Raw genomic sequence first — 16398 nt, 5'->3', positions numbered from 1 at the left:
CCACCGGCTCTGTGGGATTAGTCCCGGGGGGCTGGATGGGGACGGGCGATTGCCCTTTCGGTTTGAGGGTCGAACAGGTGTAGGCGATCACGGTTGATGGAGAGCCACTGCTCGTCTCCAGGGCTGATGGGGGTATCTCCCGAGACTCGCACTTGCAGGGTGATGGGTTCACCATCGAGGGCAACGGCGCAGAAATAGGTTTCACTGCCTAGGGTTTCGATGCGTCTAACCTGAACCCGCAAGTTTTTGGGCGCGGGAACCCCCAGGGTCAAATGTTCCGGACGAATCCCCAGCAATAGGGTTTGACCGTCATAGGCTCTCAGGAGGGGTTCCCAGTCCGGGGAGAGAGTGAGGCGAAACTGGGAGCCAAGCAGAGTTCGGCCATCCTTGAGATGGACCGTGAGGAGGTTCATGGGGGGCGACCCCAAAAACTCTGCCACAAAGCGATTGGCGGGGGCGTGATAGAGGTCTAGGGGAGCGCCAACTTGCTGAATTTGCCCCTGATTCATCACCGCAATGCGATCGCCCATGGTCATGGCTTCGAGGCGATCGTGAGTGACATAAATCGTGGTGGTTCCCAACTGACGCTGTAACTCCACCAATTGGCCTCGGGTTTGGCTGCGAAGTTTAGCGTCAAGATTGCTGAGAGGTTCATCCATCAGGAACACCGCTGGGTTGCGGGAAATGGCGCGACCGAGAGCCACCCGTTGTTTTTGGCCACCGGAAAGTTCTCGGGGCAGCCGATGCAGCAATTGCTCAATTTGCAGTTGCCCGGCAACGGTTTGCACCCGAGCGGCGATCGCCCGTTCCCGCTCGGGGAGATAGCGGAGGGGTTTAGGGAGGGGACGAGTCAGGGCAACGGCTAGACGGCTCAACACCTGTGAAATTCCCCGAGAGTCTGCCTCCTCATCCATGCGTCGCAAGCCAAAGGCGAGATTCTCATAGACATTGAGATGGGGATAGAGAGCATAGTTCTGGAACACCATGGCCACATCGCGGGCCTTGGGGGGCAGGGAATTCGCCAGGCGATCGCCAATATAGAGTTTGCCCGCACCGAGGTCTTCTAACCCAGCAATAACCCGCAACAGGGTACTTTTGCCACATCCTGACGGCCCGACTAACACCATAAACTCACCATCGTTAACGGTTAGGTCGATTTGGCGCAACACCGAGACCCCCGTCAAAGTTTTATCTCGATGAGGGAAGGTTTTATAAATTTGCTCTAAAACAACAGCAGCCATGTGTAGGAGAAATGAGGGGAAACGACTTGAGTCATCGAGAACCGGGTGGGGGTCACCGATATAACCCACCGAAATCGGGAACTGTCAACGAAATTAGAAATGTTATAGTTCAACAAAAGTCTGAGCCAACCCTCACGGCGTCGGCTCGACCTTGAAGCCAAGCAAGGAGATCGAGACTCAACGATGCGTGTTTTACTGCTTTATCCCCGATTTCCCAAAAGTTTCTGGTCATTTGAAAAAACCCTGGAACTGATTGGACGTAAAGCCATGCTTCCTCCCCTGGGACTGGCAACGGTTGCTGCGATTCTACCCCAAACTTGGGACTATCAATTGGTTGACCGCAATGTTCGAGATGTAACCGAAGCCGAATGGGACTGGGCCGATCTCGTGCTGATGTCGGCCATGATTGTTCAGAAAGAGGATATGTTGAGCCTGGTGACTGAAGCTAAACGGCGGGGGTTGCCGGTAGCTGTGGGGGGTCCCTATCCCACCGCCATTCCTCAAGATCTCGAAGCCGTTGACACGGACTATCTAATTCTCGATGAAGGGGAGATTACACTCCCGATGTTTGTTGAGGCGATCGAACGAGGGGAGAAAACCGGGGTGTTCCGCTCTAATGGCGAGAAGCCAGCGGTCACCGATACCCCGATTCCCCGGTTTGACTTACTCGATTTTGAGGCCTACTCGGAGATGTCCGTGCAATTCTCCCGAGGCTGTCCCTTCCAATGCGAGTTTTGCGACATCATCGTTCTCTATGGCCGCAAACCCCGCACCAAGTCCCCAGAGCAATTCCTAGCAGAACTCGATCGCCTCCGTGAACTCGGCTGGCAACGCAGTATTTTCCTCGTCGATGACAACTTCATTGGCAACAAGCGCAACGTTAAGCGACTGCTGCAAGCTCTGCAACCCTGGATGGTGGAACATAACTATCCCTTCTCCTTTGCCACAGAAGCCTCAGTAGATTTGGCCCAAGACCAAGAATTGATGGATTTGATGGTGGCCTGTAACTTTGGCTCCGTGTTCCTCGGGATTGAAACCCCCGATGCCGACAGCCTGGCAGTGACGAAAAAATTTCAGAATACCCGCGATCCCCTTAGTGACGCAGTCATCAACATTTCTAAGTCAGGGTTACGGGTCATGGCTGGCTTTATTATCGGCTTTGACGGGGAAAAATCCGGCGCGGGCGATCGCATTGTTGAGTTTGTGGAAAAAACCGCCATCCCCACGGCTGTCTTTAGTATGTTGCAGGCCCTCCCCGATACGGCCTTATCCCACCGCCTAGAAAAAGAAGGCCGCTTACGGGCCACCAACGGCAACATTAACCAAACCACGTTAATGAACTTTGTCCCCACTCGTCCCCTAGAAGAGATTGCGCGGGAATATATTGACGCCTTCTGGCGACTTTATGATCCTCTCGTCTTCCTCAATCGCACCTATCGTCATTTTCGCTTCCTCGGTGAAGCCACCTATCCCCATAAAGGGAAAGCCACCCGTAAAAACACCTCCTGGGTGGTCATTCGCGCTCTGCTCACCCTCTGCTGGCGACAGGGACTGGTGCGTAAGACTCGTTTTGCCTTCTGGCGTAATCTCTGGCTGATGGCTCGGCATAATCCCGGGGGAGTTAGCAGTTATCTCTCTGTTTGCGCTCAGGCCGAGCATTTCCTGGAATATCGGCAAATTGTCAAAGATGAGATTGAGGCCCAGTTGGCTGAGTATCTGGCACAAGAGAAACAGGAGGCAGCGAAAGCCGCTTCAGAACCGGTGACATCGGGGGTAGCTCGTTAATTGCCGCAGCTCGGCCATCGCTCGCTGACCGCAAAAATCCTGACCAAAGAGAGTTCGGGTGTAGAAATTCCTCTATCATTCTTAGCGAAGGAACTGCGAGACGCTCTCTATGGCTTTTGAATACCCCGACGATCTCAGATATCTCGATTCTCATGAGTATGTACGCCTCGATGGTGAAATTGCCACCATCGGGGTGAGTGCCTTTGCCTTGGATGAATTGGGCGATATTGTCTTTCTGGAACTGCCAGAAGTCGGCGATACCCTGGCTAAAGGAGAAACCTTTGCCTCCATTGAGTCGGTGAAAGCCGCCGAAGATCTCTATGCTCCCATTTCGGGAACGGTGATCGATCGCAATGAAGACGCACTGGCTTCCCCCGAAGGATTGGCAGCTGATCCCTATGGTGAAGGTTGGCTGATTAAGGTTCGCCTCGATAATCCTGAGGATGAACTCGAAGAAACTCTCAGTGCTGAGGAATATCGCGCCCAAGTTGAAGGAGAAGAGTAACTCAGTAATGGACAATTGAGTATAGGCAATTAGCTGTAGTAAAAACGTTACAGGTTAATTGATACAGCTACTTTAATTGTCCTATCTGTTGAGGCTTGGTGCTACCGTAATTGGTTTTAAGTGAATGATTGGTTATATTCTGGATTTAAGTATGACAACGTGTCATACTTAGAGATAACGATCCCAGAACAGTCAGTGGTTCTAGGGTGAGCGATTGCCCCGGAGAGAGTGATGCCGTTAACTGTCACACGCAGTTAACGAGCAAAACTACTCTTTTATTACCACGTGCGATCGCGAAGCGTGTGGGAACCACAATCGCGAAGCGTACCGGAACCGCAATCGCCCCGAACCCAATCAGCCCCTAAACTCACCATTATGGAAACCATCAACCTGAAACTCCAAGGGATGAGTTGTGCCGCTTGTGCTAACAGCATCGAGAAATCCTTATCCCGAGTCTCCGGGGTGGCGGCTTGTAGCGTCAACTTTGCCCTATCCCAAGCCACTGTTGAATATCACAGCGATAAAACCGACCTTGAACGTCTCATTGCGGTGGTTGTTGATGCCGGTTATCAGGCTCAACCCGTCACATCTCCCCTAGAAGAGAGTGACGAAGAACAAGCCGCCAATCAAGCCGAACAACGAGAACTCACTCAAAAAGTCATCGTTGGCGGTGTAGTGAGTTCCATTATCGTCTTTGGGGCCATTCCCATGATGACCGGGTTAGACATTCCCGGTTTCCCCATGTGGCTGCATCATCCCATCCTGCAACTGGTGTTAAGTCTGCCTGTCTTTGTCTGGTGTGGCAGCAAAATCTTTATTAGTGCTTGGAAAGCCTTTACCCGCCACACGGCGGATATGAACACCTTAGTTAGCGTAGGAACCATTGCGGCCTTCGTCTATTCCCTTTGGACAACCTTCTTTCCCGAATTTTTCGAGGCCCAGGGACTCCCCGTAGACTATTACTACGAGATTGCCGTCGTCATCATCACCCTGATTCTTTTGGGGAGATTGCTGGAGAACCGGGCCAAAAAACAAACCTCCGAGGCCATTCGCAACTTAATGGGATTACAGGCCAAGACGGCCCGAGTGGTTCGCAATGGCCAGGAAGAGGATATTCCCGTCGAAGCGGTAGAGATTGGTGATGTGGTGGTGGTTCGTCCCGGTGAAAAAATTCCCGTGGATGGAGAAATCGTCGAAGGACAATCCACCATTGACGAATCCATGGTCACCGGGGAATCAATCCCCGTTCAGAAAGCCTCTGGCGATGAAGTAATTGGGGCGACAATTAATAAAACCGGTAGTTTCCGCTTCCGGGCGGCCCGTGTGGGTAAAGATACGGTTTTGGCTCAAATTGTGCGCCTCGTGCAAGAGGCCCAGGGAAGCAAAGCCCCGATTCAGAAGATTGCCGATCGCGTGACGGGTTGGTTTGTCCCAGTCGTGATTGCGATCGCCATTCTCACCTTTATCCTCTGGTTCAACTTCACCGGCAATCTCACCCTAGCCACCGTCACCACCGTCAGCGTTTTGATTATCGCTTGTCCCTGTGCCTTGGGACTGGCTACCCCCACCTCAATCATGGTAGGAACTGGACTGGGGGCAGAACATGGGATTTTAATGAAAGGGGCCGACAGTTTAGAGATTGCCCATAATCTCCAAGCCATTGTCCTAGATAAAACCGGAACCCTGACCCAAGGACAGCCTACGGTGACCGATTATGTAACAGTTCAGGGAACTGAACAGGAACTGGACTGGTTACGACTGGCGGCGGCGGTGGAACGTCAATCGGAACATCCCCTGGCCGAAGCCGTGGTGAACTATGCCGAGGTCCAAGGAATTAAACAGCCGCTTCCCTCAGTGACGGACTTCCAGGCCCGCGAGGGAATGGGGGTTGAAGGAACCGTAGAGGGCCGGCGAGTGCAAATTGGGACGAGCCGCTGGATGGCGGAGTTAGGCTTAGATACTCAGGCCTTGGACGATCGCCGTCAGCAATGGCAACGACAGGCCAAAACCACCGCCTGGTTAGCCATTGACGGTTCTATTGAGGGCTTATTCGGCATTGCGGATGCCCTCAAACCCTCATCAGTGGAGGCAGTGAAGCAATTACATCGTCGGGGTTTAGAGGTGGTGATGCTGACGGGAGATAACCAGCAAACCGCCGAGGCGATCGCCCAAGAGGTGGGGATTGATCGCATTTTCGCCGAAGTGCGTCCAGATCAGAAGTGCGATCGCGTCAAAGAGTTGCAATTAGAAGGCAAAATTGTAGCCATGGTCGGCGATGGCATCAATGACGCCCCGGCCTTGGCTCAAGCGGATGTCGGCATGGCCATTGGTACAGGAACAGATGTGGCCATTTCCGCCAGTGACATTACGCTCATTTCGGGAGATTTACGGGGAATTGTCCTGGCGATCGACTTAAGCCAGGCCACCATGAACAATATCCGTCAAAATCTCTTTTTCGCCTTTGCTTACAACACGTTAGGGATTCCCTTAGCCGCAGGAGTTCTCTATCCCCTCGTGGGTTGGCTACTCAATCCTGTCTTCGCCGGTGCAGCGATGGCCTTTAGTTCCGTCTCCGTGATTACCAATGCCTTGAGACTGCGTAAGACGAAACTGGTGAGTTAGGAAAAGAAGGTAGTAGGCAAAAAGAAGGGAACAGGGAACAGGGAACAGGGAACAGGGAATAAGGCACCCCTAGCCCCTCCCACCTCTTGCCTCGGACGACCGCAATCCTCGCCGACCACAAACGCCCCTACGTCTTTTCTTTTCCCCCTACTGCCTACTGCCTGCTGCCTACTGCCTACTGCCTACTGTTGTTCATTCCAAATCCTTTGATGAAGCTTGTTGACAAAATCCTCATAACCTGTATCAGTATCGCTATTCTGGGAGCAGGAGGTGCGATGGCCATGCCGGGTTCCTCTGACGTTGATCCAGACTCGACCCAATCCCGACAGTTCGAGCAGATTGAGCAACCCCTCGGGGTAAAGGTCGCCGTGACCCTTGGCGGTTTAGCCTTGATAGGATGGGAATTGTGGTGGTTTTTGGGTCAGCGAGAACCCTCAGATTAAGGGGTTGAGAGCGAGACTATGGAGCCTGAATCTGCCCGATCATCCTATCTTCGGGAACTAGACCCGGCGACGCTTTGGGAACAACAGTCTCAGGGCGAGATTCTGCTGATTGATGTTCGAGAATCTTGGGAACATGACCAAGAAGGGATTGTGGACTCGCAACTTATCCCCTTATCGGACTTTGAGATTCAGAACTTGCCCCGCGATCGCCCCATTGTTGTGTATTGTCGTTCTGGGCAACGAACCCTAGACGCAGGACAACGATTACTAGAGGCGGGGTTTGAGGATGTTAGCCATCTTAAGGGTGGGATTCGCCGCTGGCGTTCTCAAGGCTATCCGACTCAGGGTCAAGACTCCCAAACCTCTGCCCCGCCTACGCCAATTTCTGGAGGTACGAACGAGATGGCTACTAGCAATGCAAACATGATCCGCAGTGATGCGATCGCCGGAGATTCTCCATGGCTCATCGCTCAAGAGTTGGCGGAAGCCGATTTTGGGATTTGTGATGGGCCAGATGAAACAGAAGACAGCGAGGAGGATGCTGCATCGGGAGGCTGTGCTGTCCCCAATCCCGGCGAACCGTTGACCGAATCCCCCGCCGGTGAGACAGAAGCGTCACAGCCGGCTGATCTAGGTGGGTCACAATCGTTATCCTGGGAAACAGTTACAACCCTACCGATGGCTATGGTGATTCCCGTGGCGATCGCCATTACCGTCCCAGCGGTTTGGATTATTGTCAAACGACGCTCAAACAGCCATCTTTAAAGGGTTTTCGTCCCCTTCGTCCTTTTTGTAGGTTTTAATCTATGCGCAAACGCTCTCAACCCTGGATTCAGCGAAAATCACGGTTTATCATTGCAGCCATCTCAGCCCTAGGGGCAGTTATCACGGCGTATCTAGCCATTACGGCTTTTGCCGATGTTTCTGCCGCCTGTCCCACGGAAGGCTGCGATAAGGTCTTATCGAGTCCCTATGCAGTGGTCTTTGGTTTACCCCTGGCCCTGTTTGGTTTCTTAGCCTATGTAGCGATGGGGGTGTTTGCCGTGGCCCCTTGGCTGATTAACCCGGAGACCCATAAATCCCAGCGTCGAACCGTGGAGGATTGGACCTGGCGATTTCTGCTCATGGGGAGTGTCGCCATGGGGGTGTTCAGTCTCTATCTCATGTACATCATGGTATTTGAGATCCAGGCTTTTTGTCTGTACTGTGTGGCCTCCGCCATTTGTGCCCTGGCCTTGTTAGGACTGACGCTTGTCGGCCAAGATTGGGACGATATTGGGCAGGTTTTCTTTACCGGGGTTATCGTCGCCTTTATTACCTTTGTTGGGTCCCTGGCCATCTACTCTCCCATCCATAGCCCTACCGCAGAGACCCAAACCAGTAGCGGTTACGCCATTACCACCACCTCAACCCCTGATAGTATCGCCCTGGCGCAACATCTGCGAGACAGTGGCATCACCATGTATGGGGCCTTTTGGTGTGATTTCTGTCTGCGGCAAAAACAACTATTTGGCCGGGAAGCGGCTGAAGCCCTCGACTACGTTGAATGTGACGAGAATGGGGTGAATCCCGATCCCGCCGCTTGTCAGGCTGCCGGGATTCAGAGTTATCCTTCCTGGGAGATTGATGGACAACTGCAAGCTGGCATGATCCCCTTAGAGGAGTTAGCGGATTTGTCAGGATATACCGGTTCTCGGGATTTTTAAGCCAGTTCACGAGTTTATATCAAGTCCGGCTAATCGCCTATGGTATATAATCAGTGTGGTGGCAGACTAAGGATAAAAGGATAAACGAGCATGGGACGGCGACTTAACCTAGAAGCTCATTTGAGCACCGAAGAACTAGAAAAGCGTTACCGAGGCGCTAAAAGTGGGATTGAGCGGGGGCATTATCAGCTAATCTGGCTGCTGCAACTGGGTAAGACGACGGCTGAGGTCTCAGAGGTGACCGGCTATAGCCGAAATTGGATTTATGAAGTAGTCAGGAGCTATAACCATCAGGGGCCAGAGTCCCTGGGAGACCAGCGGCGACACAATCAGGGCCATGGTCACCTGATTCTCGACGATGAGACTCAAGCCTTATTGTGCCAAGCTCTGCAGCAAGACCCTCCCGAGGGTGGATTCTGGAATGGACGCAAGGTGGCCGACTGGCTTAGCGAGCGCTTAGACCGTCCGGTTCACCGCCAACGGGGCTGGGAGATTCTCAAGCAGATGGAGTTCTCCCTGAAAGTCCCTCGTCAAGAGCATCAACAGTCCGCCACTGAAGAGGAGCAGCGGCAGTGGGAAAAAAAAGCTGCACCAGCAACTCGCGGCAATCCGACGCGACCATCCCGATGCCGACGTTCAGCTATGGGCCATGGACGAACATCGCCTAGGGCTTCATCCCATCAGGCGTCGCCGCTGGGTCAATAAATGGCATGAGTCGCCCAAAGCTCAGGTTCGCATTCGCTATGAGTGGTTTTGGCTCTATGGGTTTGTCCATCCCCACAGCGGTGAGACCTATTGGTGGCTGCTGCCTCGGGTCAATATCGAGCTGTTTAATCGAGCCTTAGCTGATTTTGCCCAGCACTTTGACATTGGACCCGAACGACAAGTCGTGCTGGTTTTAGACCAAGCCGGGTGGCATATCTCAAAAGAGGTGGTCTTACCCGAAGGCTTACACCTAGCCTTTCTGCCCTCTTACTCCCCCGAGATGCAACCGGCAGAACGACTCTGGCCAGTTGTCAACGAAGCCGTAGCCAACCGAGTGTTTGAGACCTTAGAGGACTTACTCGACCAGGTAGAGCGACGCTGTGTCCAACTGCTAAACCAGCGCGATTTCATCTCGGGGTTGACCCAGTTTCACTGGTGGGAGGCATACCAATGCTAAGTATGGCTAATTAACCGGACTTGATATTAGCCGTTGTTTCGCGACTTGCCAGAGGGCTTCGAGTTCCTCGACGCTATAGTCGGAGAGGGGGCGATCGCAGGCGGCTTCAACTTGGGTAAAGCGGGCCAGGAAACGCTCATGAGTCCCTTGAAGGGCCGCTTCCGGGTCGAGGTCATACCAACGGGCTAAGTTGACGAGAACAAACAGTAAGTCTCCGAGTTCCTCCTCTTGCCGTTGACGACTTTCCTGGGTGATCGCCTCCTTAAACTCCCCGAGTTCTTCATCAAACTTAGTCCAAACATCCTCAACCTTCTCCCACTCAAAGCCCACCTCTGCAGCTTTTTTCGAGATTTTCTGACTCGCCATGAGGGGAGGCAACGTCCGAGCATAACGGGCTAATTTAGAACTCAGTTTTGTTTCATCGTCTCCCTTCTCTGCGGCTTTAATCGCCTGCCAATTCTGCCGAACCTCCTCTGAGGTATTGGCTTCAGTGTCAGCAAAGACATGAGGATGGCGACGAATCAATTTATCGGTAATTCCCTGGGCTACCTCCGCCAAGGAAAAATCCCCAGCTTCCTGAGCGATTTGGGCCTGTAACACCACCTGGAGTAACAAGTCTCCCAACTCCTCAGAAATATGCTCAGAATCACCGCGACGAATGGCATCGACGCTCTCATAGGCTTCTTCAATGATATAGGGGATCAAGCTTTCGTGGGTCTGTTCTAAGTCCCAAGGACAGCCCCCATCGGGGTCTCGTAACTGGGCAACCACAGCAATGAGTTGTTCAAGGGCGGTGAGGGATTGAGATGGATTGGAGGGGCGATCGCTCATATAGCAACAATTGGTCTGAATGGGACAAAAAACGGGGGAAAAGAAGGCAATAGGCAATAGGCAATAGGCAATAGGCAACAGGTGGGGGATTCTCTCCCAACTCAGAGTCCTAAGTCAAGCTTCGAGCGCTCATAGGTCGTTAAAAGACCTGTTGAACTTGATACTGTAACGTTTGGTTAAAACCTCTTGCATCTTCTAGTCCCGCTTCCTATAGTAGTAATCAGAAGCAAATACAACGCTTCTGAAACAGATAACACGCAGCGCAGTCCACATTAGTTTAAAGAGGTAAACACGCTGTTAATTCTAACATCTGTTCAACTCCGACAAATAACGGCATCCGCCCAAGCGACTGAAATTTCCACCACCTAGTTGACTGGGAGCAATGCAGCGTCAACCCTTTCTGGGAAGATTGGCCGATTGCACCTCCAAATTGTCTTTAGAAACATGGGGAAATCACTCGTCCGACTGGTCTGGATGCTGTTGTTGTTTTGATAGGGTGAAAGAGGACGACGATTAGCCTTTCATCTCTATGAGTTCAAAACAAGCCGCTTGGTCAAATGCGGTGACCCAAGTTGGCCAGGAGTTTGATTCTACCCCCTTAGAATTACTATCCGGCCAGGTTCCCGCCACACTTCAGGGAACCTTGTATCGTAACGGTCCGGCCCGACTTCAGCGGGGCGATCGCCATGTGGGCCATTGGTTTGACGGCGACGGGGCCATTCTCTCCGTCGGGTTTAGCAATGGCCAGGCTAAAGGTCAATATCGATTCGTACAAACCGCCGGCTATCAAGCCGAAGCCGAAGCTGGAACCCTTCTCTATGGCGGCTATGGAACCCTCGCCCCGGACTCTCTCCTCACCCGTTGGCGGAAATCCCCCAAAAACGCCGCCAATACCTCCGTTTTAGCCCTACCCGATCGCCTCCTGGCCCTGTGGGAAGGCGGAAAACCCCATGTTCTCAATCCCAAAACCCTCGACACCCTGGGATTAGAAGAGATTGACGTTCCTACCTACTCGGCCCATCCCAAATGGGATTATCACAGTGGCGAGATTTTCAACTTCGGCATCGACTATGGCCGGCAGAATCGCCTACGTCTGTTCGTCTGCGACAGCCAGGGAACCCTAAAACGCCAGGGCCACCATCCCCTAGAACAGATCTCTCTGATTCATGACTTCGTTCTCGCCGGGGACTATCTCGTCTTTTTCCTTCCCCCCCTAGAGGTTCCCCTGTTGCGGATTCTCTTCGGCCTGACAACAATTAAGGACGGGTGTCGCTGGGTTCCAAGACTGGGAACCCAAATCCTGATTTTCGACCGCCACAGCCTCAATCTGGTCGGTCGTAGCGAAGCCGAACCCTGGTTTCAATGGCATTATGGCAACGGATATGTCAACGAAGCCGGTCATATCGTGGTGGATGTGGTGCGTTATCCCGACTTCGCCACCAACCAACGACTTGCCGAAATTGCCACCGGTTACACCGACACCACCGCCGAAGCCCACCTCGATCGCCTCATTCTCGACCCCCAAACCGGTAAAATCTTAGCCACTGAGTCCTTGTGCGATCGCTCCTGCGAATTTCCCAGCGTCGCCCCAGATCAGCTAGGCCGCAACGCCTCAGCCCTGTATCTTTCCCTACATCGCCCCAACGTTGACACCGCCCAAGACCTCTACGGGGCGATCGGGCGTTACGATGTCCAGCAAGGAACCCTAGATAGTTTCGACTTTGGCGAGGGCCGCTATCCCGTAGAACCCATCTACGCCCCCAACGGCGAAGGAGGCGGCTGGCTGCTGACGGTAGTTTATGATGGCGAGGGCGATCGCTCGGAAGTCTGGGTATTCAACGCCGCCCACCTAGACGAACCCGTTTGTCGCCTAGGCTTACCCAAAGTCATCCCCATCGGCTTCCACGGAACCTTCAGCAATACGTTAAATTAAGAAACGCAGCCAAAAATCAGCAAGAGCCGGAAGAGGGCGCGCCACTTGCGGTACGCCCCTACCCCGGAAGGGCGACCACAAGGGGAAGGGCGCGCCACTTGCGGTACGCCCCTACGTCTTCCCTCTATTCCCTGTTCCCTGTTCCCTGTTCCCTGTTCCCTGTTCCCTACCATGACCTCCCCCGAACCTCAACCCAGCTTCGTCAAACTCGCCATGCGGAATATGGTCCGCAAAGGTGGAAAATCTCTCTATCACTTCTTTCTAACCACCTTCGGACTTCTCGCCCTGCTGGTAGGACTCGCCTATCTAACCCACTAATCCCCTCATGGCCATTCTCCTTGATTTGAGCGTCCAACAGCCCGAAGAACTGGCCCAAGGAGATGGCCAGTCCTTCGCCAGCGAAGCCATGTGGTGCGATCGCCTCCAAGCCTGGCTAGAAGACCTCTCCCCCGACGAAATCCCCCAGGGACAGCATCCTCCCCTCGGCTACGAACTCTGCTTGCGGTTCACCGATGACACCGAAATTTGTCAGCTAAATCGTCAGTACCGACACAAAGACCAGCCGACAGATGTGTTAGCGTTTGCAGCAATGGAGTATGAAATACCGCAGATCGGTGCAGCCTTACCGCTATCTCTCGGGGATATCGTCATCTCCCTCGATACCGCTCAACGACAGGCGCAACGCCTCGGTCATTCATTAGACAGCGAGTTAACATGGTTGGCGGCCCATGGCTTCCTGCATCTATTGGGATGGGATCACCCCGATGATGAGAGTTTAGCGGTGATGCTTCAGCGTCAGGTGCAGCTACTCGCTTGTGTCGAAATAGCTGTTAACCTTGATCTGCCTCTGATTCTCTCCAAGACCCCTTCCTAGGATTGTGTAGGATGAATCTAAATCTTTTTGAGGCTATCGCCGAACGTCCCAAGACTCGCTATCCCATGTCCCCCGGTGCGCCGAATCCGACTCCCAAGAATAAGGCTTATGAGCGTCAGTTATCCTGGCAAGTCGCCCACAGTCTCTGGGGCAGCTTCCGTTATGCGACTCAGGGGATTCGTTATGCCTTTGTTACCCAGCGTAACTTTCGCATCCATGTCCTGATTGGGTCGATCGCCATCGGTTTAGGACTCTCCCTAAACCTCGAAGCCGTCAAAATGGCCGTGATCGCCCTAACCATTGGTGTCGTGTTAGCCCTAGAACTGATTAACACCGCCATCGAGTCCGTGGTGGATCTGACCGTAGAACAGAGTTATCACGACTTAGCGAAAATCGCCAAAGACTGTGCCGCTGGGGCCGTCTTGGTGGGGGCGATCGCCTCCCTCATTGTCGCCCTTTCCCTACTCATCCCCCCCCTCTGGACTCGCCTCTATGTCCTGCTAGGCTAGATCCCATCCTGTTAGTTCTACCCCTATCTCGCCCCTACCGCCCATGATCATCGTCATCGACAATTACGACAGCTTCACCTACAACCTGGTTCAATATCTCGGAGAACTCGGGCAAACCCAACCCGTCGCCGCCGAGATTCAGGTCTATCGTAATGACTGCATCAGCATTGAGGAAATTCGTCAACTCAATCCCGATGGTTTAGTCATTTCCCCAGGGCCCGGTCGTCCCGAGGATGCTGGGGTGTCGTTGGCGGTGATTGAGGAGTTGGGGCCCACCTTGCCCATTTTGGGAGTCTGTCTGGGCCATCAGAGTATGGGCCAGGTATTTGGCGGTCAAGTGGTCTCGGCCGGGGAACTGATGCACGGAAAAACCTCCCCCATTTACCATAACAATCAGGGAGTGTTTGCCGGTTTAGAGAATCCCTTTACCGCAACCCGCTATCATAGTCTGGTCATTGATCGCGCCACTTGTCCCGAGGTCTTAGAGATTACCGCCTGGGTCGAAGATGGCACGATTATGGGCGTGCAACATCGTGAGTATCCCCATATTCAAGGGGTACAGTTTCATCCAGAGAGTATTTTGACCGGATCGGGGAAGGCGTTGTTGCATAATTTCTTGGTGAGTCTCAAACAGGCCGCAACGGTCTAGGTATCAGAGTATGAAACGGCGACAACTGATTCGGTATTTGCAAGTGGGGGCGATCGCCACCACCGTCACAGGCTTAGCTGGGAGAGGACGGGCCCAATCCCCAAGCCAGGGCCGACTGGAAATTGAATTTTTTGGTCACACCTGTTTCCGCTTTACTGGGGGAGGCCGGCGGGTTCTCACCAACCCCTTCCGCCCCGGAGGCTGCACAGCGGGCTATCCTGAACCCAATGTTGAAGATACGGATGTGGTTCTCGTCAGCAGTTTTCTCCTCGATGAAGGGGATGTTGAGAATGTCCCGGAGAACAAATTGCTGTTTGAGTCCGGGATTTTCCAACTGCAAGGAATGCGATTTGAGGGGATTCCCATCGCCCACGATCGCCTCAACGGACGGCGTTTTGGCACCAATATGATGTGGCGTTGGCAACAGGGAGGCCTCAATATCGTCCATCTCGGAGGGGCAGCGGCCCCCATCGGCAACGAACAGCGGATTCTCCTAGGCCGTCCTGATGTGGCCTTGATTCCCGTGGGAGGGGGCGACAAAGCCTATAACCCCGAAGAAGCCAAGGCGGCCATTGACCGTCTCAATCCCCGCATCATCATCCCCACCCATTACCGTACCGCCGCCGCTGATGATGAGTTCTGTGATATCAAGCCCCTCGAAGACTTCCTTAATCTCATGGGAGATACCTCCACTCGTCAACAGTCAGACAATCGTATTGTCCTCACGCCACAGGATCTCCCTCAGGGCGATCGCCTCATTCAAATTCTCACCTCTCCCTTGTCGTAAGTCCCTCCCTGCTGCTGATGTCCCATCTCCACGTCCAACGTCGCCAACAACTCCTGACTAAACTGAATCAGGGAACCGCCATTTTTAGAAGTGCCCCCATGGCGGTAATGCACAATGATGTTGAATACACCTTCCGCCAAGATAGCGACTTTTTCTATCTCACGGGTTTTAACGAACCCGACGCCGTCGCCGTTCTCGCCCCCCACCATGATGAGCATCAGTTTATCCTCTTTGTCCGTCCCAAGGACTTAGAACGAGAGATTTGGTCAGGTTATCGGACTGGAGTTGAGGCGGCCCAGGAGAAGTATGGGGCTGATGTGGCCTATGACATCGCGGAATTGGACGAGAAGCTACCGGAGTATTTGAAAGGGGGCGATCGCATCTACTACCACCTCGGACGAGACGAAACCTTCAACAATCGCATCCTCCGTCATTGGCGCAAACAACTGGCCCTCTACCCCAAACGAGGGACTGGCCCGACTGCCCTAGAAGACCCTAGCCCCCTCCTCCACCCCCTACGGCTGGTCAAAACCCCCGAAGAACTGCAATTGATGCGTAAAGCGGCTGACATCGCCGTTGACGCCCATAACCTGGCCCGGGACATCGCCCGCCCCGGACGCTACGAATACGAAGTGCAAGCAGAGATGGAACGGTTGTTCACCCTCAACGGTGGCAGTCCCGCCTATCCCTCCATCGTCGCCTCCGGGGGAAACGCTTGCATCTTGCATTACGTCGAGAACAACCGTCAGATGGAAGAGGGCGATTTACTGCTCATTGATGCCGGCTGTTCCTATCAGTATTACAACTCAGATATTACCCGCACCTTTCCCATTTCTGGTAAATTTTCCCCAGAACAAAAAATCATCTATGAACTCGTCTTAGATGCCCAAAAACAGGCAATTGAAAAAGTCCGACCCGGCATGGCCTACAACGAACATCACGACACCGCCGTACGCGTCATAGTCGAAGGCTTACTAGATTTGGGCTTACTCTCCGGCGACCCCGACGAACTCATCGAAGCCCAACAATATAAACCCTTTTATATGCACAAAACGGGACATTGGCTAGGGTTAGATGTCCATGATGTAGGGGTCTATCAACATGGAAAAGATAACTGGCATATCCTCCAACCGGGAAATGTCCTCACCGTTGAACCGGGTATCTATATTTCCCCCTACATCCAACCCGCCAGCCGCGAGGTAGATGACGTTACCATCGAACAACCTCCCATTGACCCAAAATGGCATGGAATTGGGGTGCGAATTGAGGATGATGTCCTCGTCACTGAATCAGGGTGTGACATTCTAACCGCCGGCGTTCCCAAATCCGTGGAAGCCATGGAACGATAATG

General features: G+C 53.3%; 15 protein-coding genes and 1 pseudogene. 14 read left to right on the top strand and 2 right to left on the bottom strand.

Annotated features, from left to right (window positions below; translation table 11 throughout):
* Positions 1–17: 17 nt before the first annotated feature.
* Positions 18–1241: an ABC transporter ATP-binding protein gene (locus L855_RS16455; RefSeq protein WP_159789842.1), complete on the bottom strand. Its 1224-nt coding sequence runs from the start codon at positions 1239–1241 to the stop codon at positions 18–20.
* A 183-nt stretch (positions 1242–1424) separates the two neighbouring features.
* On the opposite strand from L855_RS16455, the gene L855_RS16450 reads away from it, so the two are divergent.
* From L855_RS16450 to L855_RS16420, 7 genes and pseudogenes are all read left to right on the top strand, one after another.
* Positions 1425–3026, top strand: coding sequence for a B12-binding domain-containing radical SAM protein (locus tag L855_RS16450; protein ID WP_159789840.1), 1602 nt, complete (start codon positions 1425–1427; stop codon positions 3024–3026).
* A 109-nt stretch (positions 3027–3135) separates the two neighbouring features.
* Positions 3136–3531 carry a glycine cleavage system protein GcvH gene (gcvH, locus tag L855_RS16445; RefSeq protein WP_159789838.1) on the top strand — a complete coding sequence of 132 codons (396 nt, stop codon included), beginning with the start codon at positions 3136–3138 and terminating at the stop codon, positions 3529–3531.
* Between the two features lie 375 nt (positions 3532–3906).
* Positions 3907–6153: a heavy metal translocating P-type ATPase gene (locus tag L855_RS16440; protein WP_159789836.1), complete on the top strand. Its 2247-nt coding sequence runs from the start codon at positions 3907–3909 to the stop codon at positions 6151–6153.
* A gap of 209 nt (positions 6154–6362) precedes the next feature.
* The gene (locus tag L855_RS16435) at positions 6363–6596 is read left to right on the top strand and encodes a hypothetical protein (RefSeq protein WP_219730040.1); all 234 of its coding nucleotides are present in this window, start codon (positions 6363–6365) and stop codon (positions 6594–6596) included.
* Positions 6597–6614: 18 nt separating this feature from the next.
* Positions 6615–7361 carry a rhodanese-like domain-containing protein gene (locus L855_RS16430; RefSeq protein ID WP_159789834.1) on the top strand — a complete coding sequence of 249 codons (747 nt, stop codon included), beginning with the start codon at positions 6615–6617 and terminating at the stop codon, positions 7359–7361.
* A 41-nt stretch (positions 7362–7402) separates the two neighbouring features.
* Complete coding sequence (locus L855_RS16425; protein ID WP_159789832.1) at positions 7403–8302, top strand: vitamin K epoxide reductase family protein; 900 nt, start codon at positions 7403–7405, stop codon at positions 8300–8302.
* Positions 8303–8392: 90 nt separating this feature from the next.
* Positions 8393–9464, top strand: a pseudogene (locus L855_RS16420) (IS630 family transposase).
* A gap of 6 nt (positions 9465–9470) precedes the next feature.
* On the opposite strand, the gene mazG reads toward L855_RS16420, so the two are convergent.
* Positions 9471–10295 (bottom strand): nucleoside triphosphate pyrophosphohydrolase, encoded by an 825-nt coding sequence (gene mazG / locus L855_RS16415; RefSeq protein ID WP_159789830.1) that lies wholly within the window; start codon positions 10293–10295, stop codon positions 9471–9473.
* 529 nt (positions 10296–10824) lie between these two features.
* On the opposite strand from mazG, the gene L855_RS16410 reads away from it, so the two are divergent.
* From L855_RS16410 to L855_RS16380, 7 genes are all read left to right on the top strand, one after another.
* Positions 10825–12228, top strand: coding sequence for a carotenoid oxygenase family protein (locus L855_RS16410; RefSeq protein WP_219729930.1), 1404 nt, complete (start codon positions 10825–10827; stop codon positions 12226–12228).
* Positions 12229–12399: 171 nt separating this feature from the next.
* Complete coding sequence (locus L855_RS16405; RefSeq protein WP_074162921.1) at positions 12400–12546, top strand: DUF3285 domain-containing protein; 147 nt, start codon at positions 12400–12402, stop codon at positions 12544–12546.
* 7 nt (positions 12547–12553) lie between these two features.
* Positions 12554–13102 (top strand): rRNA maturation RNase YbeY, encoded by a 549-nt coding sequence (gene ybeY / locus L855_RS16400; protein WP_159789828.1) that lies wholly within the window; start codon positions 12554–12556, stop codon positions 13100–13102.
* Positions 13103–13113: 11 nt separating this feature from the next.
* Positions 13114–13611, top strand: a complete 498-nt coding sequence (locus L855_RS16395) for a diacylglycerol kinase family protein (RefSeq protein WP_425500581.1) — start codon at positions 13114–13116, stop codon at positions 13609–13611.
* 43 nt (positions 13612–13654) lie between these two features.
* The gene (locus L855_RS16390) at positions 13655–14260 is read left to right on the top strand and encodes an anthranilate synthase component II (protein WP_159789826.1); all 606 of its coding nucleotides are present in this window, start codon (positions 13655–13657) and stop codon (positions 14258–14260) included.
* A 10-nt stretch (positions 14261–14270) separates the two neighbouring features.
* A complete protein-coding gene (locus tag L855_RS16385; protein WP_159789824.1) occupies positions 14271–15047 on the top strand; it encodes an MBL fold metallo-hydrolase in 777 nt (258 codons plus the stop codon).
* Positions 15048–15064: 17 nt separating this feature from the next.
* Positions 15065–16396 (top strand): aminopeptidase P N-terminal domain-containing protein, encoded by a 1332-nt coding sequence (locus L855_RS16380; protein ID WP_159789822.1) that lies wholly within the window; start codon positions 15065–15067, stop codon positions 16394–16396.
* Positions 16397–16398 lie beyond the last annotated feature (2 nt).

The sequence above is a fragment of the Sodalinema gerasimenkoae IPPAS B-353 genome (genome assembly GCF_009846485.1).
Lineage (GTDB): Bacteria > Cyanobacteriota > Cyanobacteriia > Cyanobacteriales > Geitlerinemataceae > Sodalinema > Sodalinema gerasimenkoae.
This window is presented reverse-complemented; position numbering and strand designations above follow the sequence as displayed.